Annotated in this window: 25 protein-coding genes and 1 tRNA gene; 3 read left to right on the forward strand and 23 right to left on the reverse strand. The window is 28.0% G+C overall.

The window, feature by feature from the left end:
* From CSPT_RS00540 to CSPT_RS00645, 22 genes are all read right to left on the reverse strand, one after another.
* Complete coding sequence (locus CSPT_RS00540) at positions 1-2,733, reverse strand: RecB-like helicase (protein WP_089181813.1); 2,733 nt, start codon at positions 2,731-2,733, stop codon at positions 1-3.
* On the reverse strand, positions 2,730-5,060 hold the full coding sequence (locus tag CSPT_RS00545; protein ID WP_089181814.1) for a PD-(D/E)XK nuclease family protein: 2,331 nt from the start codon (positions 5,058-5,060) through the stop codon (positions 2,730-2,732). Before CSPT_RS00545 ends, CSPT_RS00540 begins: the two co-directional genes overlap by 4 nt.
* Positions 5,050-5,583, reverse strand: coding sequence for a hypothetical protein (locus CSPT_RS00550; protein WP_089181815.1), 534 nt, complete (start codon positions 5,581-5,583; stop codon positions 5,050-5,052). Before CSPT_RS00550 ends, CSPT_RS00545 begins: the two co-directional genes overlap by 11 nt.
* Positions 5,573-6,184 carry a hypothetical protein gene (locus tag CSPT_RS00555; protein ID WP_089181816.1) on the reverse strand — a complete coding sequence of 204 codons (612 nt, stop codon included), beginning with the start codon at positions 6,182-6,184 and terminating at the stop codon, positions 5,573-5,575. The genes CSPT_RS00550 and CSPT_RS00555 overlap by 11 nt, the downstream gene beginning before the upstream one ends.
* Before the next feature lie 114 nt (positions 6,185-6,298).
* Positions 6,299-6,508 (reverse strand): DUF4006 family protein, encoded by a 210-nt coding sequence (locus tag CSPT_RS00560; protein ID WP_089181818.1) that lies wholly within the window; start codon positions 6,506-6,508, stop codon positions 6,299-6,301.
* An 11-nt stretch (positions 6,509-6,519) separates the two neighbouring features.
* Positions 6,520-7,380, reverse strand: a complete 861-nt coding sequence (locus tag CSPT_RS00565; protein ID WP_089181819.1) for a c-type cytochrome — start codon at positions 7,378-7,380, stop codon at positions 6,520-6,522.
* 2 nt (positions 7,381-7,382) lie between these two features.
* Positions 7,383-7,607, reverse strand: a complete 225-nt coding sequence (locus CSPT_RS00570) for a cytochrome c oxidase, cbb3-type, CcoQ subunit (RefSeq protein WP_089181820.1) — start codon at positions 7,605-7,607, stop codon at positions 7,383-7,385.
* 9 nt (positions 7,608-7,616) lie between these two features.
* A complete protein-coding gene (gene ccoO / locus CSPT_RS00575) occupies positions 7,617-8,282 on the reverse strand; it encodes a cytochrome-c oxidase, cbb3-type subunit II (RefSeq protein ID WP_089181821.1) in 666 nt (221 codons plus the stop codon).
* A 10-nt stretch (positions 8,283-8,292) separates the two neighbouring features.
* Positions 8,293-9,759 (reverse strand): cytochrome-c oxidase, cbb3-type subunit I, encoded by a 1,467-nt coding sequence (ccoN, locus tag CSPT_RS00580; RefSeq protein ID WP_089181822.1) that lies wholly within the window; start codon positions 9,757-9,759, stop codon positions 8,293-8,295.
* Positions 9,760-9,886: 127 nt separating this feature from the next.
* A complete protein-coding gene (locus CSPT_RS00585; protein WP_089181823.1) occupies positions 9,887-10,567 on the reverse strand; it encodes a response regulator transcription factor in 681 nt (226 codons plus the stop codon).
* Positions 10,564-11,781, reverse strand: a complete 1,218-nt coding sequence (locus CSPT_RS00590; RefSeq protein WP_089181824.1) for a PAS domain-containing sensor histidine kinase — start codon at positions 11,779-11,781, stop codon at positions 10,564-10,566. The genes CSPT_RS00585 and CSPT_RS00590 overlap by 4 nt, the downstream gene beginning before the upstream one ends.
* The gene (locus CSPT_RS00595; protein ID WP_089181825.1) at positions 11,774-12,445 is read right to left on the reverse strand and encodes a sulfite exporter TauE/SafE family protein; all 672 of its coding nucleotides are present in this window, start codon (positions 12,443-12,445) and stop codon (positions 11,774-11,776) included. Before CSPT_RS00595 ends, CSPT_RS00590 begins: the two co-directional genes overlap by 8 nt.
* The gene (carA, locus tag CSPT_RS00600; RefSeq protein WP_089181826.1) at positions 12,442-13,560 is read right to left on the reverse strand and encodes a glutamine-hydrolyzing carbamoyl-phosphate synthase small subunit; all 1,119 of its coding nucleotides are present in this window, start codon (positions 13,558-13,560) and stop codon (positions 12,442-12,444) included. The genes CSPT_RS00595 and carA overlap by 4 nt, the downstream gene beginning before the upstream one ends.
* The gene (locus tag CSPT_RS00605; protein ID WP_089181827.1) at positions 13,560-14,111 is read right to left on the reverse strand and encodes a DUF507 family protein; all 552 of its coding nucleotides are present in this window, start codon (positions 14,109-14,111) and stop codon (positions 13,560-13,562) included. Before CSPT_RS00605 ends, carA begins: the two co-directional genes overlap by 1 nt.
* Positions 14,112-14,175: 64 nt before the next feature.
* On the reverse strand, positions 14,176-14,724 hold the full coding sequence (gene rnhB / locus CSPT_RS00610) for a ribonuclease HII (protein ID WP_089181828.1): 549 nt from the start codon (positions 14,722-14,724) through the stop codon (positions 14,176-14,178).
* The gene (locus tag CSPT_RS00615; protein WP_089181829.1) at positions 14,721-15,695 is read right to left on the reverse strand and encodes a DUF475 domain-containing protein; all 975 of its coding nucleotides are present in this window, start codon (positions 15,693-15,695) and stop codon (positions 14,721-14,723) included. The genes rnhB and CSPT_RS00615 overlap by 4 nt, the downstream gene beginning before the upstream one ends.
* A 6-nt stretch (positions 15,696-15,701) precedes the next feature.
* Positions 15,702-16,253, reverse strand: coding sequence for a MotE family protein (locus CSPT_RS00620; protein WP_115636356.1), 552 nt, complete (start codon positions 16,251-16,253; stop codon positions 15,702-15,704).
* Entirely contained in the window at positions 16,250-16,678 is a 429-nt protein-coding gene (locus tag CSPT_RS00625; RefSeq protein WP_089181830.1) for a flagellar export protein FliJ, read from the reverse strand. Before CSPT_RS00625 ends, CSPT_RS00620 begins: the two co-directional genes overlap by 4 nt.
* Positions 16,675-17,925, reverse strand: coding sequence for an adenylosuccinate synthase (locus tag CSPT_RS00630; protein WP_089181831.1), 1,251 nt, complete (start codon positions 17,923-17,925; stop codon positions 16,675-16,677). The genes CSPT_RS00625 and CSPT_RS00630 overlap by 4 nt, the downstream gene beginning before the upstream one ends.
* 1 nt (position 17,926) lies before the next feature.
* Positions 17,927-18,796, reverse strand: coding sequence for an ATP phosphoribosyltransferase regulatory subunit (locus tag CSPT_RS00635; RefSeq protein ID WP_089181832.1), 870 nt, complete (start codon positions 18,794-18,796; stop codon positions 17,927-17,929).
* 59 nt (positions 18,797-18,855) lie between these two features.
* Complete coding sequence (locus CSPT_RS00640; RefSeq protein ID WP_089181833.1) at positions 18,856-21,357, reverse strand: PAS domain S-box protein; 2,502 nt, start codon at positions 21,355-21,357, stop codon at positions 18,856-18,858.
* Positions 21,358-21,442: 85 nt separating this feature from the next.
* Positions 21,443-21,540 (reverse strand) — tRNA-Sec (locus CSPT_RS00645).
* Between the two features lie 80 nt (positions 21,541-21,620).
* On the opposite strand from CSPT_RS00645, the gene CSPT_RS00650 reads away from it, so the two are divergent.
* Together CSPT_RS00650 and CSPT_RS00655 are read left to right on the forward strand one after the other, a co-directional pair.
* Positions 21,621-22,214 (forward strand): BON domain-containing protein, encoded by a 594-nt coding sequence (locus tag CSPT_RS00650; protein WP_089181834.1) that lies wholly within the window; start codon positions 21,621-21,623, stop codon positions 22,212-22,214.
* A 2-nt stretch (positions 22,215-22,216) separates the two neighbouring features.
* Positions 22,217-23,296, forward strand: a complete 1,080-nt coding sequence (locus CSPT_RS00655) for an ATP-binding protein (RefSeq protein ID WP_089181835.1) — start codon at positions 22,217-22,219, stop codon at positions 23,294-23,296.
* 23 nt (positions 23,297-23,319) lie between these two features.
* Here the strand turns inward: CSPT_RS00655 and CSPT_RS00660 are convergent, their stop codons facing one another.
* Positions 23,320-23,757 (reverse strand): Dps family protein, encoded by a 438-nt coding sequence (locus tag CSPT_RS00660; RefSeq protein WP_089181836.1) that lies wholly within the window; start codon positions 23,755-23,757, stop codon positions 23,320-23,322.
* Between the two features lie 173 nt (positions 23,758-23,930).
* Here CSPT_RS00660 and CSPT_RS00665 point away from each other — a divergent pair, with 173 nt between their 5' ends.
* Positions 23,931-25,409, forward strand: coding sequence for a DNA recombination protein RmuC (locus CSPT_RS00665; RefSeq protein ID WP_161492060.1), 1,479 nt, complete (start codon positions 23,931-23,933; stop codon positions 25,407-25,409).
* Positions 25,410-25,418: the final 9 nt, after the last annotated feature.

The following is a 25,418-nucleotide window of genomic DNA, read 5'->3' on the forward strand; positions in this document are numbered from 1 at the left end:
TTATACAAGTTCTATTTGAGAACCATTTTGAAGTAAAAAAACAAGATATCCATTTATTTTATACTTTGGATATATGTTTTCTAAATTGGCAATATACTCTTTAACTTGAGATACATTCTCATTAAAGAAATTTTTTGAACTTTTATAATCAAATATTAAAATTTCCCTGCTATTTTCATTTATAGCAAGTAAATCTACTCTTTTTAAAACAGATTCAAATGTATAATCTTGCTCTTTTAAAAGTGTAAAACCTTGCAATAAATTTAAAAATTTCTTATTTTTTATAAGCATTTTTACTCTGTTTTTTATATCTTTTATCTCATTTTCATCTAAAAGCGATCCATATCTGTTTTCAAGTATAATGTAGGCATTTTGTAAATTTTCTTCATCAAATTGATTCATCATTTCTATCATAAAATGAAGTGCGGTGCCAAAAAGTGCTGATTTGAAATTTAACTCTTTTTCTTCTTGTAAATTTATGAGATTTTGTCTATTTATGTTTATAAAATTTATTTTTTCATCTTCTTGAGTTTGATTTGCTTTTGTATCTGCAAATTTCCTCATATTTCCTATGATTTTATCTTCTAAATCAAGAATTTTTACTTCTTGTTTGTTTGATATGTATTTTTTAAATAGCGAAGGTGAGTTGCCGTTTGCATCGCTTTTTGCGATTATTATAAGTGAATTTTTAGCTCTTGTAAATGCTACATAAATTTGATTTATTTTATCTTCATCATCAAGTGTTTTGGATAATGTTTTTAAATTTACAAATTTACTATCTAATTTTTCAAAAACTTTATCATTTAGCCTTATCTCCCAGTTATTATTTGATATATCGTATTCAAACAAAAATTTAGGCGAGCGATTGTTCTCTTTGCCAATCATATCAACAACTATAACATGCTTAAACTCAAGTCCTTTTGAGCTATGAACGCTCAGTAAATTTACGCCATCTATGGCTTCGTTTATGCTTTTTTCTTTTTCATTTTCTATATTTAAAATAAATTGAATAAAATTTTCATATTTTCCGACTATTTCAAAAAATCTAAGCATATTTTTATCGCTAAAATCTAGCTTTAACTCTTTTGCCATTTTGTATAAAGTATCTTTTAAATTTAAATTAAAATTTATCTCAATTTTGCTTGGAGCTTCGTCATAAAATGCCTGTAAGTTATATAAATAGTAGTTGTCGTTAAAATAACAAAATTTGGCATATTCTATAAGAATCCTGACATATTTTGAGTTTATTATCAAAACAGAACTTTGCGATACAGCTTTTATGTCATTGTTTTGTAGGTAAGTTTTTATATTTTCTATATCATTGTTTTTCCAGCATAATATAGCGATTTGATTTTCAGGTATATTATGTGATTTTAAGAAATTTACTTTATCTAAAATTTTCTCATAAATTTTTTCTTTTTCACATGAGCAAATTTCGATATATCCATCATCTTGATTATTTGGTTTTTGTATTGCATAGTTTTTTATAACATTTTTAAATGTATCATTTACAAACTCAACTAAACATTTATCGCTTCTATAATTTGTATCTAAGTTGCTAAATTTTATCTGTTTATAATCACTTTTTAGTTTATCAAAAAGCTCTTTTTTCCCGCCGCGAAACCTGTAAATACTCTGCTTTATATCTCCAACATAAAAGAAACTTCCGATGCCATTTTGTCCTATTCCGCTTATACACTCTTCTATCAAGGGCTTAATAATGTTGTATTGAAGCACATTTGTATCTTGAAACTCATCTATCAAAATATCTGTTATCTTAGAATCTAACCTAAAATACAGCATTTCGCGGTAGTTTTGTGTGTTTGTAAGCTCATAAGTAAGTTTTGAAATATCGGTAAAACTTAGTAAATTTTTATTTTTATTTAGCTCAAACCTTGCTAATTTATATCTTTTGACAATTTCAAATAGTTCTTTTAGCTTATAAGCTTCAAATTCTTTGAAATAAATCTCAGCACTATCCATAAATGCGTTAAATTTTGCAATAAACTCTTTGTTATCTTTTATATTTTTAAAGTAGTTTTTTTCTAAATCAACATTTAGTATAAAATCTTTTATATTTTTATCAAATAAATTTATATAGCGAGCGTTGCTACTAAGCGTTATGGCGTATGTTTTTAGGTCTTGAAAATTTTGCAATATTTTTTGATCGTTTGGAAAATTTACATTATTTACAAAATTTATATCGTTTAAATTTTCATATATTGCATTTATCGTTTCAAAAAATTCTAGCTGATTATCTCCACTAAATTTTATATATGAAGCTATTTTTTTTATGAGGTTATCATTTGCGTTTTGGACTAAAATATTTATAGTTTCATCATATAAGTTGTCTGTAATTTCAAAATCCGGCATAAGTCCTAAATTTAGAGAAAATAGTCTTAAAATAGAGCTAAAAAACGCATCAAAAGTTTGTATTCTTAGCTCACTTGATAAAAATCTCTCTTTTGCTTTATCGCGCAAATTTATGATTTCTTGCTCACTTTTATTTAGAAGTTTGCAAATTTCATTTAGTTCAGCTTTTTTGGTATGTAAATTTAAAAATGTTTGCGATATGCGAGTTTTCATCTCATTTGTTGCTTTTTTTGTAAATGTTATGGCTAGTATTTTTCGCATATCTCTACCCATTAGCACCAAAGCTATGTATCTAACACTTAGTTTAAAGGTTTTTCCGCTTCCAGCACTAGCTCCAAGTGCTTCGTAAAAATCTATCATATCAACTCTTTTTTACATATTAGTGTGTATGGGCAATATTCGCATTTTGATAAATTTCTTTCGAAATTAACACGGTTTTGAAATTCGGTTTTTAACTCATCTAGCTTCTCTTTTAGCTCTTCTTTACTTTTTGTTTTTTTAGGTTTTATTAATGAAAAAGTATCTTTTAAGTCATAATAATAACTCTCATTTGCACCGCTTAAAAGCTCGTAAAAAACTAGTTGAAAGCTGTTTTCTTTTATTTTTCCACTTTTATAGTCTATAACTGCGTAATTGCCGTTTTTTACATCTATTCTATCGATAATTCCTTTTAAATTTACTCCATTTATATTAGCGTTTAATTCTTTTTCTAATGCAAATATGCCCCATCCATCACTAAATCTTTGATTTTCATTTTTTTCAAAAGTATCAAGAGATAGTAAAATAAGCTCTTTTTGTATTTTATATCTGTTTTCACATTCATTTAAAAATATCTTTTCAAACTCATTTTTATCAAATATTTTATGTGTGTCATAATAATTTTTTAAACTATTATGAAGTATGGTTCCAAATGGTTTTTCGTTGGTATTTGGTGGATATAAATTTTTTATGTATTTGTAAAAATACATTCTTTTGCACTCTAAAAAGCATTCGAGTCTGCTAAAAGATAGAGGGTTTTTAAAAAAATCATGCTTTAATACTATTTCATCTTTTTTTAAATTTATTGTATTTGGTTTAAAAAAACAAAGAGAATTTAGATAAGATTTTTGCGTATAAGCTTCTAAATTTTGATACGAAAGTTCATCTAAAAACCTAGATTTCATACTTTGTTCGTCTTCTATGTAAGAAATATAAATATGTTTTGCGTTTCTAAAAAGCTCTTTATAATAAAATCTTTGTAAATTTTCTCTATCAAAATATGTAACAAGACCCGCTTTTTGCCTTATTTGAGAGTTTAAAAATAGCTCTCCTACATCTCTTTTTGGCACCAAATGATCGTTAAAACTTACTACTATCACAGCTTCGTATTGCAAGGATCTGCTTTCTAATATCCCTTGAACTGTAACTTCGCCGCCACCTGTTATACTAAGAGATTTATTTGCTAATCTTAGTTTTAAAAGTTCTAATATCTCTTTTAAATTTAAATTTTCAAATTTAAGTAGCGAGTTTATATATATTTTCTCATTTTCTATAAAATTTTTACTTTCAAAATCAAGTTGCAAGTTTTCGCACAATAAATTTAAAATATCAGTAAAATTATCATAATCGCAACTATTTAAAAAATATTTCTTTCCTAAATTTAAAATGTCATCACTGATATTAAAACTATCTTTAAAATACTTTATGTTATTTTCATCAAATTTACTATCTAAAATATCCATAAAAACAGATAATTTTTGAAAAAAAAGAGTATGTTTGAAGCTAGATCCCATAGCGAAATTTAGCATATTAAATCTATCGTGAATTTTTAAAACTTCACTAAAACTTTCATCTGGAAGTATGACTACGATATTGCTCGGGTTAATTCCAATATTTACTAGATGCGAAATTCTCTCAAAAACAAAAGCACATTGAGTAGAGTATAAATCAAATTTACTAACATATATATGATTTAAATTTGGCAATGCTTGGGAATTTGTGATACATTTTTTGTTTAAATTTATCTCATATAACATATTTTCTTTTAAATTTATCTCATATAACATATTTTCTTTTAAATTTAAGTTGTATAATTTTTCAACTTTTTTATATGTTTTTTGATTTAAATTTGTTGCTTTTAGTTTTATAATAATTTCGCAATAAGATGATATTTTTGTAATCAAATCCCATTCAAAATTACTTAGCACACCATCTATATTTATAAAAATTTGACTAAATCTTTTTACATAAGCTTCATTTATCTCATATAAATTTGGTAGTGTAATATCATCGTATAGTTCGTTTTTTTCAAGCTCATTTATATAGTTTTTATAAAGTTGATCTAGTATTTTTAAATGCTCGTCAAAATTTGCGTATGTATCGTAATTTTGTAGAGACAAAATTTCCACACCTTCGTTTGAAAGTTCTTTAAAAAATGAAAAAATATAGTCGCTATTTTTTAAAAATGCAAAAAATTCCTTTGGAATTCCAAGTTTATCGTGTAAATTTTGTGTGTTTTTGCAAGCTTTTCTCATTAAAAGCAAAGCGCCTATATCGCTTGCTTTTTTTCTATTTTTTACTAAGACTATATTTTTTTCAAACTCGCCTATGGTTATTGCTTTTGGAAGTAGTGAGTTTGTTTTTAGATGAGATTTTATAAATTCTCTTATAGCCCTAGTTGTAGAAAATACATATAGATTAGTTTGCATATAGCTCGTATTTATAAAAACTTATGGAATCTTTTGAGCTTGTTAGCTTTAACATAAGTTGCCAACGACCTATTTTATCTGGATTTATAGATATATCAAATCCATCTTCTTTTGTCGCTATATCTAATTTTTTATTAAAATCATTGGTATCTGGCTTAGTTAGTAAAGCTTCTATGGTTATATCATTTATAGATTTATTAGATTTTGGAGTTAGTTTAAAAGATAATAAATTTTCTTTGTTTGTTTTTATATCTAAAACCTCAAAAGTTTGATTTGTATTTGGGTTTTTATATGTTCTTAAATTTAAATTTTTTAATTCGAAATCAAATTCACTTTTAAATTTTTTATCTTTTTGCTGTATATCAAAGAAGTTGTTTTCAACATTTTGATATTTTTCAAAATAAAAATTATCCATATGAACTGGGTTTTTAGTGCCAATTATGATGGTTATAATACAAGCAATTATGATAGCACAAAGTGAAAGTGCTATACCATAAGGCCAAAATGTTTTTTTATTTTGCATATTTTTTCCTAAATTTATAGTATAAAAATGCAAAAACTACAACCAAAATTCCGCAGTAAAATATAGCTCTAAATACATTTATGGTATTTTTATTTGAGTTTCCAATAGCATTTTTAAGTTCTATTTTTCTGTATTGAGCGATTTGCTCTACAATATCTGCATATCCATTAAGTAAGGCTGCATCATAAGATGGAGCACTATCTTTTTTTGTATTTGCAAGGATTGGTATTATCGTTCCTCTTCCTGGAATTACACTTAAAATTTGCTCTTTGTCAAATTCTTTTAAAAGTTCTTTATTGCTTTCATAAATATCAACTAAGTGATCCTTTTTTACTAATGATAAAATAACATAAGGTTTTTTTATATTTGACGCATATGAAAGAGTTATATCTTTTAATTTTTTTTCATTTAAGCTGTCTATGGCTACAATGCCAACAAATACTCCGCTTTTTGCAAGCATTTCATTACCAATAGACGATATTTTTTCAACCAAAGGTGCTTTTAAAATTTCATCATTAGCTAAGACAAAATCATCTGCATTTAAGATAGTAGAAAAAAAAAGAGTAACTATAAAGCTACTCTTTATAAATATTTTAATCACAATTTATCCAACAAATAGGTGATTTGGAGTAAGAACTGCCCACGCACAAACTGCCGCTGATACAATAAGTCCTATAACTATAAGATATTCAAATACACTTGACATTTTTTCTCCTTATTTTATAACCATATGTTTTTCGCTGTCTTTGCTGAATTTTTGTATATTTTCAGCTTTTTCAAGACTATATGGTTTTTGCATAACACTTTGTTGCTCACCAATTCCAAGATAAGTTAATACACCAAGTATGCTAAGAAGCAAAACAGTTGCGATAAGCATTCCTGTTATTCCGTGAATTGAAAAAATACTTCTATTTTGATTTTCCATTATTTAGCTCCTTATTTTGAAAGCGAAAGCACATATTCGCCAACAGCTTTTTTCTGCACTTCGTTTAATCTACCATCTGTAAATTGAGGCATATTTCCTATTATACCTTTTTTACCTCTTTGTAATACATCTATCACAAACTCGCTTGAGCCGTATTTTGATAAATCTGGAGAAGAACCTTCCATGCCTTTACCATCAACGCCATGACAAGCTGTACAAGTTGCATCAAAAATAGATTTTCCTTGCGCTATTATATCAGGACTTGCTGAAGTTGATTTTATAGGTGAAATTTCTTTTGCTACATAAGCAGCAACAGCTTTTGCATCAGCTTCGCTTACAAGACCAGCAGGCATTTCGCCAAGAGGATAGTTAAGACCTTTAGAGCCTTTTATTAAGCTGTGAACTATACCTTCTTCATTTCCCCACATAGTAAGATCCATAGCTTTGCCATCCATTCCATTCCCGAGAATTCCATGGCATGCTGAACATTGAACAAGAAAAATTCCCTCGCCCATAGCGTGTAAAGTTTTTTCATCAGCATTTGCAAATTTAGCTTTAAATTTATCATTTGCTATAGATGTTTCTTCGTTATATTCACCGATTTGTGAGTATGAGTTTAGAGGATACCCTATCAAAAAATACCATATCGCCCATACAATAAGTGCAAAAAAAGTAACAGCCCATCCCAATGGAAGTGGATTTAAATATTCGCCTATTCCATCCCACTCATCACCACTAAGCTCAGAGTCCGGTCTTTTTTCTTTCATTTGCTTCATATATAAACCAACAACAAATACTGTTAATATTATTATTGCTATGGCACCAATTATAGAAAGCAAATTTATGTTGTCTTCTAAGTTAAACCATTTCATATTTAATTCCTTGTTGTGTTATTGTTTTGATTTTGGGAAATAGGCTCTATTGGTCTTTCGTTTAATTCATCATCAAGTGCCAATTTAGAGTATTTCTCATAATTTCTTCTTCCTTTTTTTTCAGATTTTATAAGATGGTAAAAATACCCATATAAAACTACAACTAAAAACACTATAAAGAAGAAATATCCATAAGCTTGTAACTCTCTTAAAGTCTCTATTTCCATAACAAAACCTTATTTTAAGCTATTAAGGTAAGCAATAAGAGCTACTATTTGTCTTATCTCACCTCTTTCAAAAGCATCTTTAACATCTTGATCTTTCATATCATTTACTATTGCTTCAGCCTCAGCTTTTACTTGTGCTTTAGCTTCGTCCCAAGTTCCAAGTTTTGGCATTCCTTCCATATCATAAGGAACATTAAAGGCTTTTTTAACAGTTAATGCTTCAGCATATGCAGTTTCTATGTCTGCATTTTTGCTAAACATATGCTTATAAGCTGGCATTAACGAGCCTGGAACTACTGAAGTAGGATCTTTCATATGATTTTCGTGCCAATCTGTAGTTCTATAATTTCCAACTCTGAAAAGATCTGGTCCAGTTCTTTTTGATCCCCATAAAAATGGTCTATCATAAGCGTATTCACCGCTTTTTGAGTAAGCACCATATCTATCAGTTTCTGACTTAAATGGTCTAATAAGTTGTGAATGGCAAGCATTACAGCTATCTTTTATATAAATATGTCTTCCTGCAAGTTGCAAAACAGTATAAGGTTTTCTACCTTCAACCGGTCTTGCTCTATCTGCAAAATCAGGTAAAATTTCTACTATACCAGCATAAGCTATTACTACAAAAACAGCAACAGCAAAGAAAAATGGATGTTTTTCTAACCAATTAAACATGTTTAACTCCTTACGCAGCCATAGGCGAAGCATTGCGCGGTTCGCTTGTTAATTCTTTATCTGATGAAACTGATTTTATGATGTTGTATGTAAACATGAAAAATCCTATAAAATAAAGAAGTCCGCCAATAGCTCTTATCCAATAATATGGTACCAAAACAGTTACTGTGTCTATAAATGAGTATGCTAAATTTCCAAACTCATCTGTAGCTCTCCACATCATACCTTGTGTTATTCCTGCTATCCACATTGAACTGAACCATAAAACTATACCTGTTGTTTGAATCCAAAATTGTGCTTCCATTAAAGATTTTGAGTAAATTTCTCTTTTAAATATTCTTGGAGTCATATGATAAAGTGCAGCCATTGTCATAAATCCAACCCAGCCAAGTGTTCCATCATGAACATGCCCTGGAATCCAGTCTGTAAAGTGAGCTAGTGCATTTACTGATTTTATAGAAAGGATTGGACCTTCAAGAGTTGAGAACATATAAAATGTTGCAGCAAGCATCATAAATTTGATTAAAGGATTTTGTCTTAATTGACTCCATTCACCTTTCATTGTAAGAAGTATATTTATAGCTGAACCCCAAGATGGAAGTATAAGAACAACAGAAAAAATTGATCCCATTGTTTGCATCCAATCTGGAACGGTTGAGTATATAAGGTGGTGTCCGCCTGCCCATAAATATACAAACATTAATCCCCAAAATGAAAATAGCGAAAGCTTATAGCTAAATATAGGTTGACCGCTTTCTTTTGGTAAGAAATAGTAAATTTGAGCAATTATGGCAACAGTAAAAACAAATGCAACAGCATTGTGCCCCCACCACCATTGAACCAATGCATCATTTGTTCCGGCATACATAGAAACTGAATGTAACCAGCTTCCCATTCCTGTAAGAAGTCTTGTAGGAATTTCCATATTGTTAAAAAGATAAAGCATTGCAACTCCAAGGAAAGTAGCTATATAATACCATATTGATATATAAAGTGTTTTTTCTCTTCTTATACCAATAAGTCCAAATATGCTTATACCCCACAATACCCAAACAAGAACAACTAATATATCTATTGGCCATTCAAGTTCTGCATACTCTTTTGATGTTGTAACTCCAGCAAAAAGAGAAACTACGGCAAGAAGTATAACTACTACATAAAGTATAAAATGTAGTTTTCCTATAAACATCAAAAACGGCGACTCATTCATCGATACCTTAAGAACTCTTTGACCTAAATAGTACCAGGTAGAAAAGATACCAGATAACATAAATCCGTAAACAACTCCATTTGTGTGAAGTGGTCTTAAACGACTAAATGTTCCATATTCGCTTGCTAGATAGTTAAGGTCTGGATAAGCTAGTTGAAAAGATATAATAACACCAATCAACATACCTATAATACCAAATACTATCGTAGAAATTAGGAACATTTTAGCGACTGTATAATCGTAATTCAATGCAAATTTTGGCTGCATGAAAATCCTCCTATATGATTTTATGTTACATTTTTATAACATATTTTGGTAATTATATATTAAAAAAAATACAAATAAACTTAAAGTATTTATATTTTGTTAAATAGTTGAAACAAAATATAGCTTTTTATTTATAATCCATTTTATATCCAAAGCCAGAAACATTTTTTATAAGGTCATTTCCAACTTTATCTCTAATTCTTTTGATAAAAGTTCTAATTGCAGCATCGCTTACTTTTTGGCTAGCCCAAACATTTTTCTTTATATCCTCGTGTAAAACCACAGTTCCAAGTCTTTTGATTAGAAGTGATATAAATGCAAGCTCTTTTTTTGTTAACGGTATTTCAACATCATCTTTTATCAAAACTCTTTTTATGCTGTGAAAACTATATCCATTGCCAATTTCTATGATATTTAAAGCTTCTATTTTATCTAGTGCTATATGATTGATTGCATTTAAAAATTCTTCCATATCGATAGGTTTTATTAGATATTTATCTACTCCAAAATCAATTGCTTTTATAAGCTTTTCTTTGTCGCTATACACACTAAGAACAATTACTGGTATATCTTTTGATATTTTTTTTATCTCTTTAGTCATACTAAGACCATCCATTATTGGCATTGTTATATCAGTAACAACTATATTTGGATTATATTTTTTGAATTTCTTAAGTCCTTCATCGCCATTTTGAGCCATTATAATATCGCGAAATTTATCACCAATGGCATATTGCATAGATTTTCTTATATCATCTTCATCTTCTACAAATAGTAAAGTTAGATCTTTTAATAATTCTGTGTTCATAAATTTCCCTTTTTTAATTTTATTTCAAAACAAGCACCATTATCGACATTTATAGCTTTTATACTACCGCCCATACCATCTATAATCATTTTACTCATATAAAGCCCAAGACCAGTCCCTGAACTTGGATGTTTTGTTGTAAAATATGGTTCAAAAATTTTACTTAGCAGCTCTTCTTTTATTCCGTCGCTATTATCAATTATTTTAAGTATTATATCATTTTCATCTGTATTTAGTTTTATTTCTATAATTTTTTCAGACTTATTTAAATTTTTAAGAACATCTTTTGAATTGTTTATCAAATTTAAAATAACTTGTGTAAGTTCGCTTTTATAACCTAATATATATACATCTTCTAAATTTGATATTTTGATTTGAATATTTTCATTTGTTAAAGTTCTTTTTGTTATAAACAGTGCGTGATCTATAGATTCTTTTAACAAAAATACCTCTCTTTTTTTATCCGCTTTAAAAAAATTCATAAAATCATCTATAGTTTTTGACATACTTTTTATTATAGTTTTTGAATGATTATAAATTTGCTCAAATTTGTTACTATTTGATACATTTTCTTTTAAAGTAAATAAATTTATACTTAATTCGTTTAAGGGTTGTCGCCATTGATGAGCTATATTTCCTATCATTTCACCCATTGATACAAGGCGGGATTGTTGAAATATAAATTTGCTTTTTTCTTCATTTTTTCTAACTTCTTGATCTATGATATTGTGTAAGTTTTTATTGATATTTAAAAGCTCTTTTGTTTGCTCTGCCACTCTTTGTTCCAGGCTATCATTTAGGTTTTTTAACTGAGTTTGAGTTTCTAATAATTTTTGATTAAGAAGTATAACATCAGTTACATCATGTCTAATAGCAACAAATTCCTCTATATCTCCATTTGTATCTAGTATAGGTATTATCGTTGCGTTTAGGTAAAACTCATGTCCATTTTTTGCTCTATTTTTTATGATACCTTTATATACTTTTTTTGATAAAATAGTTCGCCAAAGGTTTTCAAATACCGATTTTTCTACATCAGGATGTCTTATGATATTATGATTTTTACCTATTAATTCATTTCTGTTATATCCACTTATCTTACAAAACTCATCATTAGCAAAAGTTATAATGCCATTGACATCCGTTTTTGATACTATATTGCTCTCATCTATGGCATCTTGGTATTGTTTAAGTTTTAAATTTACATTAACCATTGACAGCTATAAATCCAGTATAAGATAGATAAAGTCCAAACATTATCATCAAAATGCAGCTAACATAGTGCATCGCTGTTTTAAAATTATCACTAATTACTCTAGATAGAAAAGAAAAACCAAATAGTGCTGGCAATGTGCAAATCCCAAAAACAAGCATTATTAAAATTGAATTTACGATATTTCCGCTACTTATTGCCATTGCTGCAAAAAAATACACTATTCCACAAGGTATAAGCCCATTTAAAAATCCAAGCACTCCAAATGCTTTTAGTGATGAGAGACCCATATACTTTTTTATTTTAGTTTTAAACAGGGATATAAAAATTTTATCATTTTCTAGCATTTTAAGCAGTTTTCCTCTTTTTAATAAACTTACACCTATTAAAACCAAAAACATTCCAAGAGCAAAATACAAATATGCTCTAGTTTTTAAAGAAAGTGCAAAAAGTGAGCCAAATGCTCCAAAACACGCACCAAGCAGGACATAAGCTAAAATTCTATAAAAATGATAAGTAAAAACATACAATGGTCTTTTTGACTCATCGATATTATTTAACTTCATATTGTAAGCTATAACAAATCCCCCGCACATTCCAAGACAATGCCCAAAACTTGCAGTAAAGGATATTATAGCGATATTTATGAGTTCATAAGCACTCATAAAATATCCAAAAACTCTTTAAATATATATTTGCTTTCGTTTGGTCCGCTACTAGCCTCAGGGTGGTGTTGAACCGAGAAGATTTTTCCGTTATTGTATCTTACGCCCTCTATAGTTCCATCAAAAAGATTTCTATGTGTAATTTCGGCAATCTCGCTAATGCTTTCAGGAACATTATAGTTATGATTTTGTGTTGTAATCTCTATACTTTTTGTTTGTAAATTTATAACAGGATGATTTGCACCGTGTTGTCCAAATTTAAGTTTATAAGTTTCATACCCGTGAGCATTGCTTAAAAGTTGGTGTCCAAGGCAAATTCCAAACATAGGAATATTTGCTTTTATAAGCTCTTTGATTTGAGCTATTTCATCTTTTAGCATTCTTGGTTCACCTGGTCCGTTGCTTAAAAATACGCCTTGAATTTCGCCTTTTTTAAATTTATCTATCAAAATTTTAGCTTTTACATCATGTGGATAAATTTCTACTTCTATACCAACTTCACAAAGCTCATTTAGTATATTTTTTTTACAGCCATAGTCGATAACTGCTACTTTTTTACCTTTTGAATTTAAGACATTAAAGCTTTTTTTATCATGATTCCAAGCAGCTTGGTTATGAGAATATGAGTTTTTTGTGCTAACTAGCTTTACATAGTTAATTTCATCTATCTTTGCTGATGATAAAAGTTCTTTTTTTAGCTCTTCTTTATCGCTTATAGTTGTAGAAATAATAGCATTTAAACTTCCATTATCTCTTAAAATGCTAGTAAGATATCTTGTATCTATGTCATAAACTCCTATCTTACCTTGTTCTTCAAAAAAATTTTCTAGTGTTTTTTGTGATCTGAAATTTGATGGTGTGTTGTTAAATTTGCGCATAATAACGCCACTTGCATAAATTTTTGAACTCTCCATATCATCTTCATTTATACCAACTATGCCAATTTCTGGCATTGTAAAAACTATGAATTGACCAGCATAACTTGGATCGCTCATTATCTCTTCATAACCGCTCATAGAAGTGTTAAAAACCATTTCTCCACAAACAGTTCCGCTTTTTCCAAATGCTTTTGCTTTTAAGTAGACGCCATTTTCAAGATAGATATATGCATCCATTAATAAAATCCTTTTTTACTTAGCTCTTCTTTGTATAATTTTTCAAATACCAAGTCATACTCATCGGTTCCCGGTATTAGCTTCTTTTTATAATTTTCTATCTTTTTTAAAACTTCATTTTCTACATCGTCATAACTTTTTATATAAGTTTCAATAGAACTATAAATAATATTTTTTATCTTATTTTCAGAAACATTATAATCAATAACGTCTTTTTTCCATAATGTTTCTAAAATTTCCCTTGAAACATTGCTATATCTATCATCGTAAGATAAAGTAACATCATACTCATCTGCAAGTTTTTTCTTCACGAGCCAAAACATACTTTTTCTGTCTATATTTCTTTCATCCATTTCACTTTCATTTTGTGCTAAAAGTTCATTAACTCTCTCTTCTAGTGCCCTTTCTTTTGCAATGTCTGCATTTAATATCTGCGTTGCAATCTGTTCTATACGCTCGGTTCCGCCATTTATAGTTACCATTTTTGAATTTAAAAGATCTAGTGATATTTTTCTTGATATATAAGGTGTATGTGGTTCTTTGATACGCATTATTAAGCCTTTTTTAAATGTATTGTAGCTTAAATTAGGTAAAAAAATGTTAAAATTTATAAATTTAAAATAGAGTCGGTTGTATAAATTTCTTTATTTTAAATGTTTTTCTACTTATTTCACACTCTCCGTATTTTGATATAGCTTGTAAATGCGAGTTTGTGCCATACCCTTTATGTTTTTTATATCCGTAATTTGGATAAATTTTATCAAAAAGTATCATTTGTCTATCTCTGCTAACTTTTGCTAAAATGCTTGCAGCTGAAACTTCTTTTATCTTAAGATCGGCTTTTATCATAGTTTTTATGCCACCAACCCCATAATTTAAATTTCCATCATAAATGATATCACAATCTTTAAATTTATCTCTAAACACTATTAAAGCTTTTTTTAAACACTCGCTAAGTCCCAAATCATCAATAAATTTAGCACTAAAATACACTATAAGATATTCGCTGTTTTTAATAATTTTTTTAAACAACTCTTCTCTTTTTTTGGGGGTTAATTTTTTTGAATCGTTAAGTCCTGCAATGTCCGCTTTTAAAACACAAGCCGCGATCACAAGTTCGCCGGCTAATGCACCTCTACCGGCTTCATCTATACCGCAAATCATATATTTTTTTTATTATAAATCACAGAACCAATAAACGCAGCTAGTATAAATGCAAAGCCGATAGTTCCAGTTACAATTTCACTTACTTCGCGAAAAACTTTAAAAAACATTATGAGTGCCAGACAAAGTATAGCATAGTGTGCACCGTGTTCAAGGTATATAAATGAATCAAGTGTTTTTTTCTTAACCAAATATATCGTTATACTTCTTACAAACATAGCTCCTATGCCAAGCCCAATCATTATGATAAATATATTTTCACTTAGTGCAAAAGCTCCGATTACTCCATCAAAACTAAAACTAGCATCTAGAGTTTCAAGATATAAAAATCCCATAAGTCCGCTTCTGATACCGCCTGAACTAAATTTTTCATTAAAACTACTTATAATAATATGCAACAAAATAGCACTAAAATAAGCAATAGCATATGTTGAATTTGCTGTAATCCAAGTTATAAGAATTCCAACTGCGATGGCTATAATCACGCTTATGCTCTGGATACTAGATGTAAATTTGGTTATCGGGTTGTTTTCTAGATGTTTAATCCAGTGAGTGTCTTTAGTATCATCAAAGAAAAACTCATTAAAAACCATAAGTAAAAATCCACCACCAAAGATATAAATTTCGTTTTTATGATTTGAGAGTATTTCATGGTATTTATCAGGATTATTTAGTGCCAGCATAAATGTTTCAATCATTCCTATTTTAGCAGCAATAGATACTATTAGAATTGGAAAAATAAATCTCATTCCAAAAACAGCTATAGGAATTCCCCAAACTATAAATCTTTGTTGCCAAATAGGGGACATATTTTTTAGCACTTTTGCATTTACAACAGCATTATCAAAACTAAGACTAATTTCTAAAACACCAAGTAAAAAACAGATATAAATAGCGCTAAATCCGCCTATATAATAAGATAAAATAAGACCAATGGCAGTAATTACAAAAGATGAATAAAAGTATTTCATATCTAGTTATTTTTCATTATATAAAATGGTTTGATTATTTTCAAATGGCGGTCCTTTTTGTAAAATTAGTGTTATTTCTGATGCAATTTTGGGATCCATTTTTGCTATAACGGTTGAAATTTTTTTAGGTGGAAGAGCATACATTATAGTTGCTGCTTTTATAGCACCCATTTGTGTTAAAACATCAGCTGCTGCTTGATCTTTCATCTTTGAATATGCCTCAGAAACTTTGTTTGTTGTCATGCTTTTTAATTCTTTTAAAATTTCTTCATTTTTTTGGACAATTACTTGTATCTCTTTTTTTGTATTTTCTACTTTTGCCATAGTTGCGTTAATATCAGCTTCTTGTTTATCTAGTAAAGATTTTTTTTGTTCGTTAAGAGAATTTAAAGATGCCCTGTAAGCTTCTAGGGCTTGTTTTGCTTCGTCTATTTTTTCAAGTTCTTTGATTAGCTCTGATTTTCTAGCTTCAAATAGTGCTGTGCAATCAATTGAATTGCTATTTTGTGCTTGTAGGTTTAAAAATGTGAATATTAATAAAATTATTATCTTTTTCATAGATTTTCTTTTGAGTATGCAAATCTTTGAGTTGCTATCTCATCTAGCATTATTTGTTCTTGTTTTTTGGCTTTTAGTATGGATTTTTTGATTTCTTCTTCTTCAAGATATTTTATCTTTTCATAATCCAAATAAGCTTTTTTGTAAAGATGTTCAAAGTGCATAATTTCTTTATTTGTTAAATTTATCTTTTCGCTTAAATTTTGTTTTTGATTTTTATATGTGTTTAATATAGCTAAATTTGAATTAAGTTCTATGCTATTGCCTTTTTTGGGAAATTCATGATCTGAAATTTGTTTTATCAGATCATTTATTTCGTTTTTTAACACCGAGAGTTTATTTCGTCTTTTGGTAAGATCTATTTCGATTTTCTCTAATGCTTGTTTTTTTACTTTTAAAATTTGGCTAAATTTAGTATCTCTCATAATATTATAGTATCGTTCCTATCTGGACTAGTTGATATTATGCCTATTTTAACACCGCAAAGTTCTTCTATGCGTTTGATATAGTTTTTCGCATTTTGCTCTAAATCATCATATTTTCTAACTCCAGCAACACTTTTCCAGCCATCGACTTCTTCATAAATAGGCTCTACATTTTGCAAATCAGATGGAACATAGTCTATTATCTTGCCTTTATATTTATATGCTTTACAAATTTTAATCTTTTCAAATCCGTCTAAAACATCTAGTTTCATTAGAGCGTATTCATCTACACCATTTAACCTTGATGCGTATTTTACAGACACAGCGTCAAACCAACCACATCTTCTTTTTCTGCCTGTTGTTGTTCCATATTCTTTACCAACTTCACACATTGTTTCGCCACTATTACTTAAATCTTCGGTTGGAAATGAGCCATTGCCAACTCTTGTTGTGTAAGCTTTAATGATACCTATAACTTTACCTAATGTTTTTGGATTTAGCCCCAAACCACTGCAAGAGCCGGAGCTTATGGTATTTGAGCTTGTAACATAAGGATATGTTCCATGATCTATATCAAGCATAGTTCCTTGTGCTCCTTCGATGAGAACTTTTTTATTTTGATCCATCAAATTCCAAAGTAATTTTGTTGTATCAATTATATAAGGCGAAAGTGCTTTGCTATATTCTTCCATTTCTTTTAAAATTTCATCTTCGCTAGGTAAATTTATATTTAGTGCATCATAAAAATATGCGTTTTCTTTAAATTCAGTATATAAATCTTTTGCTAGTTTTTTAGGATCTTTTAGTTCAAGTGCTCTATGTCCGCTTCTGCTTATTTTATCAGAATACGCAGGTCCTATGCCTTTACCTGTAGTTCCTATAGCTTTATCGCCTTTTAGGTTTTCTTTTGCTCTATCTATCAAAGAGTGATGAGTTAGATTAAGATGAGATCTCTCACTTATAAAAAACCTATTTTCTAAATTTGAAAACTGAGTCATTTCTTCTATGAGTGCTTTTGGATTTACAACAACACCAGCACCTATAATGTTGATAATATTTTCATGTAAAATACCGCTTGGTATTAGGTGCATTGAGTATTTAACTCCATCAACCCATATTGTATGTCCAGCATTATGCCCACCATTTGCTCTACAAACTACATCATAGTTTTGTGAAAGCATATCTACAATTTTACCTTTTCCCTCATCGCCCCATTGGACGCCTACTATTAAATCAGCTTTATTCAATTTATAATCCTTTTGTTTCAATTAAATTTTCAATCATCGCATCTGTAAAAATACAAAAACCACAAGACTTTATGCCACCTATCTCATAACTTCCGCCACTACTTAAATATTTATTATTGTGTAAAAATCTAAAAAATAGTTTATCATAATATCTCATAGAAGAAAAATAAAGTGGTGCTATGCATATATTTTCATATTTTGAGCCAAGGGCGAGCTCTTTTATTTCTTCTAAAGGCTCTTTTAATTCATTTGGAATTTCTTTTATAAGATTAGTTATATTTTCAGCTTTGCTTAGCAAACAAAGTTTTTCTAGCCATGGCTGTTTTTGTGAGTAAATTTTCTCAACTTCGGCTTTTTCAAAAACACTTATATCTAAATTTAAAAGAGAACAAACAAGTTTTGGAATTTCCATATTACTTATCTGTAAAAACGGCTTAAGATCAAATTCTTTAAATAAATTAATGGCTATTTCTACACCTATATTTAAATCATTTTGCCCAAAAATCTCAGCACCTATTTGATAAATTTCTATGCTTGGATATTTAAAAACAGGCTGTATATAAAACCATCTATTTTGTTTAGTATCTTTTAGTCTTCTTTGGACTATTCTTGCAACATCTATGGTGCTATCAGCTCTAAGACTTATTTCATTGTTTTGGATGTCGCTAAAGCGTATAAGCGATGAGTTTTCAACACTAAGATCTTGATGATATGAAAAATATGGAGTTAGTATCTCGCTAAAACCTTCTTTGCTTAAAAGATTGCTGGCAATATGCTCTATTTTTCTTTTTAATGAGGCACTTTTTCCAAAGTATAGTCTGCTTCCTTTTGGTATCTCGTGTTCATAAATTTTAGATTTCATATCACTCATATTATCTCCATTTTAAAATGTTATGATACTATTAATTAACAAATAAAAGGCTGAATTTACTATTTGGTATTTTCACTTATAGCATGAAAACTTATAACATAATTTTTTATATTTCCGACCTCATCTTTTATCTTGGTTACGCTAAATATAGATAAAATAGAACTATTATCGGCAGCTTTTATCCATAAAATATCCCTATAATAATCAGTATGCCTTATATAATCTAGCACTTTTTTGTATTTTTTGATATCGTTTTTAGCAGATTTTAAAATTTTTAAATTTTGTCCTATTATATTTTGATATCCAAAAAAATTATCAAAAGCTTTGTTTGTTTCTATTATAGTGCTTTTCTCATCTGCTATAATCATACCTTGAGAGGAATTTAAAAATACTTCTTTGTGTAAGATTGCCAAATTTGTAAATTTCTTTTGAAAATCTATATCCATAAGTCCGCCATAAATAATCAAAGGCTCTTTATTTTGATCTCTTGTGATAATTTTACCTCTTAATAAAACCCAAATTTCTTTGCCATCTTTTCCTATAACTCTAATCTCTTCTTTAAAAAACTCTTTTTTATGGTTTGCATGTTCGCTTATAGAATAATCTAGTTTTTTAAAATCATCTTCATTAATGAGCTTTTTAAATGAATTAATATTTATACTTATAACTTTATCTTTTGTATCTAAATCAAATTTTGTAGATAGATTTTCGCTAAATGAAATCATATTTGTTTTTAAATTTATTTCAAAAGTTATTATGTTGCAAGACAATAGTAGATTTTTGTATTTTTGTATTTGGTATTCAAAACTATTTTTTTGTTTTAAAATATCTGCATAATTAATAGCATATATGATAGTTTGTATAGATTGTTTTTTGTTTTTTATGATTCTAAAAAATAGATTAAACCAAGTGTATGTTCCGTTTTTATGCAGAACTCTACAATGTTGTTCAAAATGAGTATTTACGCCATTTATATGAGTTAATCTCATATTTGTTTTAAAAATACTTATGATTTTACCTACATCATCTGGATGTAATATTGTGTAAATATCAAAATTTTCATTCATTATCTCTTCTTGCTCATAGCCCAAAATTCTACTTACAGTATATGAAACGAAATCAACTTTTTTAAGGACTCTATCACTAAAATAAAACACGGTAAATGGCGATATATCTAAAATTTGATGTTCTTGTTTTATGCCTTTTATCAAATTTGTTTCGTATGTTATGTCTCTTGCGATTACTATTTGATACATTTTATTTTGTATTTTTGTATAACTTGTCTCAACTAAAACATCTTTTATACTCATATCACAAAGTATATGTTTTGCTTTAAAAATGTGTATTTTTTTATATGGATATCTAAGATTTTCTAGTTCAAAGTTATTTTCAGGAGTTATATCTATATCAAAGATAGTTTTGTTTAAAAGAGCTTCTTTTGTATATTTGTAAAACTTAACGGCACCCTTGCTAGCATCAACTATGCTTCCATCATAGGCATTTATCATTAGTATAATCAAAGAGCTTTTGTTAAATATATAATTATCTTTATAGTATGCGTCTTTTAAAAAATGTCTTATATCTTTATATTTTTTATATATATATGATATGTCGTCTAAAACTTCATTAAAGTCTTCATTTTTAGATTTGTAACTTATGATATCTTCTTTTTTTATATTAAAATTTCTAATGTTTTTTATAATATTTTTAAGATTTTTTATAGGCAAGAGCAAATTTATCTCAAGAGATTTTATAGTAAGTTTCATAGTTAGAAGCATAAGTATAAAAAAACTTATCATAAGAATAATCACAAAAAGAGATGGGGATAATGCATTAAATAAATTAAAATTGTATAGTAAAATAAATTGATATTTTGGATTTTTTGTAATTTTATAGACTATTAAATCTTTTTTTGTATTTAAATTTATGCCAAATGAGTTTATTTTTGTTAAACTGCCTAAATATTCATAAATGCTGCGATGATTCATTGTTTTGATATCTTCTTTAAAGACAGCATTTCCACTTGAATTTAATAAAATAGTGTTTTTATTTAAAATTTTATTTTCATTAAAATATTCATATAATTTTTCTAAATCAAACTCTCCGGCAAGATATCCGTCCATATTTTTTATTATAAAAAATATGGACTCATCTTTATTTTTATATATTTTGGGTTTGCTTATGTGAAAAAGAGATTCTTGATTTAGATTTTGCAAAATATACCCTGAGAAATTTGTAACATATTCAGCTTCATTGATTGATTTGTCGATATTAAGTACATTTCCTTGTTTGTCTAGATTGTATACAGCTCTTAAATATGGCATTTTCTGAAATAAAAAACTTGTATTAATATCATTTAATTTTGAATTTTGTATATCTTTTGCGGTATTTTGGATAAAAAAAGTAATCAAAGAGTCGCTTTTTTCTAAAGAAAAACTAATCTCTTTAGATATTTCGTTAATTTTAAAGATAACACTAAAAGCAAAAAATAACAAAACCACAATTGCATATATTATGTTGTTTAAATAGACATTTCTAATAGCTTTTGTTGATAAAACCATTTTTCACTTTCAAATTTATTTTTGATTAATACAGTGAGCTATTTTATCTTAAATTTACTTTACTAAATATTATTTAAATCAAAGTTGGCGAGAAGGTGAGAGAATCGAACTCCCCACGAAACAGTCAACTGCCCCGTCCTCGGATTTGAAGTCCGCGAGATTCACCAGAATGCTTTACCTTCCATAAATTGGAATTATATCAGATTTTATATAAATTTTAGTTTGATTTTAGTAAAGTTAATAAATGGTTTTTGGGGCAAATTATGAGATATATGATTTTATTTTTGGTGCCTTTTTTTATTTGTGCTTGTTCAACTTTGCCGCCTGCTTTAAATATACTTAGTGTTTTTGATCTATATTCTTCATCTCAAGATAGCAGAGATATCTATATACAAACAAAAGATAAAATCATAAAAACAAATATCCAATCACAAATTTTAGCCCATAAAACTCTAAGTAATTATGACATAGATGTAGAAAGTTTTTATGGCGAAGTTTTGTTGATAGGGGAAATAGATGAACCAAGCGATGAACAAAAAGCTATTGATATCGCAAAAAGTGTTTCTGGGGTAAATAAGATAAGAACTTTTTTGATACCAAAAAATGCCAATTCTTGTGGTATTTATGAAAATAACTCAATTTTACTTAAATTAAAAAAAGAATTTTATGCAGATAATGTGGTTAAAGGCTCAACAATAAGAGTAAATGTGATACAATGCAAAGTTATTTTAAGCGGTGTTGTAAATACGACAAATGAACTAAAACACATAATGTGGTATTCTACTCATATAGATAGTGTAGATGAGGTTTATTCGTTCATTCATGTGTTTGAAGAATTAAAAAACAAAAAGGATTAAATTTGGATATCTTGGATATGTTTTATCAAAATCCTCCTAAAATATCTAAATTTTATGATAGAAAAATTAGTATTGATAGTGATAAATTTATTTTAAAAGGTGCTATAAATTCCGGTAAAACAACCCTTTTAAAAGAGTGGCTTTTAAGAAATGGAAATGATGATGAAATTTTATATGTAAATTTTGATGATATTAGATGTGATGAAAAATATATCAAAGAAAATTTAAGCAATTTTATACTTACGCATAAAGGACTAAAAGCCATTGCTTTAGATGGTGTAAAAATTGATTTTGATCTTGATTTTGTAAATTTAAAAGTAGGTTGTGCGACCAAAAGTAACGAACTTAAATTCAAAAATTATGATGAAATTTATGTAAATAATCTTGATTTTGAAGAATTTATGCTTTTTTATAAGAAAAAATTTGACATTAGAACTATGTTTAGTAGTTTTATAAATTACGGAAATGGCACTGGTAGTGTATTTTACGATATCAATGATATAACTATATTTTTGCAAAATATTTTGAAATCTAATTTAGACAAAACTCAGATAGAAATTTTAAAACAGTGCTGTGAGCTTACAAATAAAACTTTTAGCGCAAATGGCATTTATAAATTTTTAAAAGAGAGTATGAAAATATCAAAAGATAGGGTTTATGAGACTATTTTTAAATTTGAAAATGAAAAATATATAAATTTACTTCCTAAAATAAATCAGCCAAATGGTGCAAAGAAAATTTATATGAGCGATTTTGCGATGATTTCTGCTCTTAATGTTAATAAAAATTTTCAAACTATTTTTTCAAATATAGTTTATTGTGAGCTTTTGAAACTTAAAAAAGAGTTTTTTTATGAAAATGATATTGATTTTTTTATACCTGATTTAAATTTAGGAATATTATGCATACCTTTTAGACAAAGTGATTTGATATTTTTAAAATTTAAAAAACTTATAAATAAACTTAAATATTTAAACATAATAAAACTTATAGTTATTTCTATGTCAAATCAAGGTTTGTTAGAGATAGAGGGGATAAAATGTGAAATAATACCGTTTTGGCAATTTAGTGCGAGTTTGTAAAAAAGGGGCTTTTGCCCCTTAAATTAACCTAACATAGCATTTAGCATCCAAATTCTTTTTTCTATACCAGCTATGTGATCTTCTGCAAATGCTACTGTTGTAGAATCATCTTTCTCATCAGCTACTTCTCTTAACTTTTTAAATTCTTTTAGTAAATACTCATAAGATTTTATCATACCAGCTACTACATCTTTTGGGCAGAAAGTATCTGATTTTAAAGGTTCAACTTTTGATGTCTCCATTAAAGTTTTTGGACAAACTATAGCTTTTCCACCAAGTTGGATAGCTCTTTCAGCTGAATCATCAAAAAGTTCGCTCATTTCTTTATAAGCTTCTTCTGTATAGTTATGAATTGATAAAAACTGCAATCCTTTTACATTCCAATGATAGTTGTGAAACTGTATGTAGAGGATATTTGCATCCGCTTGTATTTGATTTAATTGCTCGATAACTTTTGACATATTGTCTCCTTCTCATTTAATTTTAGGAATTATAACATATAAATTCTTAAATAATAATTATTACTATTTAAAATATTATATTTATAATAACTAATATCGTTATTATATACAATTTAAATAAATAAATGGATAAAGTTGTTATAATTGCATATAAATTGAATCAAGGGATGTTAATGAGTAAAGAAGAGTATGAAGTTGTGATTTTGTGCGTATTTGGGCTGTTAATATTGTCGTTAGTTTTTTGTGTAATGTATTTTATCAAATTTAAAAATATGCAAATAAGACTAGAAAATGAGATAAATAATGCCAAAGAAAATATAGATGAAAGAATGCAAATTATAGATGATTTAAAGAAAAATTTACAAAAACAAGAAGTTTTAAATGATGAGTTGCAAAAAAATTTGGCAGTAAGCGAAACAAATTGTATAAATTTGCAAGATAAGATAGATGAGAATATGTTGCAAAATACAAACTTAAACTCAAAAATTTCATCTTTGCAAGACAAGGTTATGGAATTAAATAGCGAGAATTCAGCCTTAAATTTATCCATAAAAACTAAGATAGATGAGATAAATGAACTTAAAGAAAGTATGAAAAACGACAAAGAAAAACTAGAGCTTAGCTTTAAATCACAAGTTGAGAATATGAAAAATTTTCTAGAACAAGGCATAAAAGCAAATTTTGAAAATATAAAAAATGCAAATATAAAAGAACTAAGCGAAGATTCTAAAAAGAAATTTGATGAACTTATAAAACCTTTAAATGATAATATTAAAGAGTATCGCGAAAAGATGATTCAAACTGACACGAATTTTAAGAGCATATTTGAAAATTTCCAAAAAGAAGCACTAAAACTTGGCACTCAAGCTGACGCACTTGCAAATGCATTAAAAGGCGATAAAAAAATGCTAGGAAATTTAGGCGAATTACAGCTTGAAAAAATTTTAGATGCAAGTGGGCTTGTAAAAGGGCATAATTATCACACTCAAGTTGGATACAAAGATGAAAATGGCAATCAGAAATTTCTTGATTTGGTTGTGGATTTTGATAGTGATAAAAAAGCTATAATTGATGCTAAATTTTCGCTTGTAAATTATAGTAATTACTGCGAAAGCAGCGATGAAAAAGAAAAAATTATATATGCTAAAAAACTTGCAAATGATCTTAGAAATCACATAAATACGCTTGATAGCAAAGAGTATAAAGATTATGATACCAAGGCATATCCGTATATTTTTATGTTTATACCTTATGATAATATTTTGAGGGTTGGACTTACCCAGGATAATAATCTTTATACTTATGCGTATGAAAAGGGCATTTTTATAACAACGCCGCTTACCTTACTAATGGCATTAAAAACAATATATATATGTTGGTTAAATTTACAAAGCGACAAAAAAGCTGAAAATATCTTAAAACTTGCTGGTCAAATTTATGATAAATTTGTGCTTGTATGTGAAAAATTTCAAACCCTAGATACTAGATTAAACTCGCTTCAAAATAGTAAAGATGAAATTCATAAAACCCTAAGCGGACGAGGCGGAATGTCAAGTTATATAGAAAAGTTAAAAACACAGGGTGCAAAAACGACAAAAAGCTTACCAAAAGAGCTTTATGATGAAGCCGAAATACTTGATAGTGATTTATGATAAGCACAT

This window comes from Campylobacter sputorum subsp. sputorum (assembly GCF_008245005.1).
Taxonomy (GTDB): domain Bacteria; phylum Campylobacterota; class Campylobacteria; order Campylobacterales; family Campylobacteraceae; genus Campylobacter_F; species Campylobacter_F sputorum.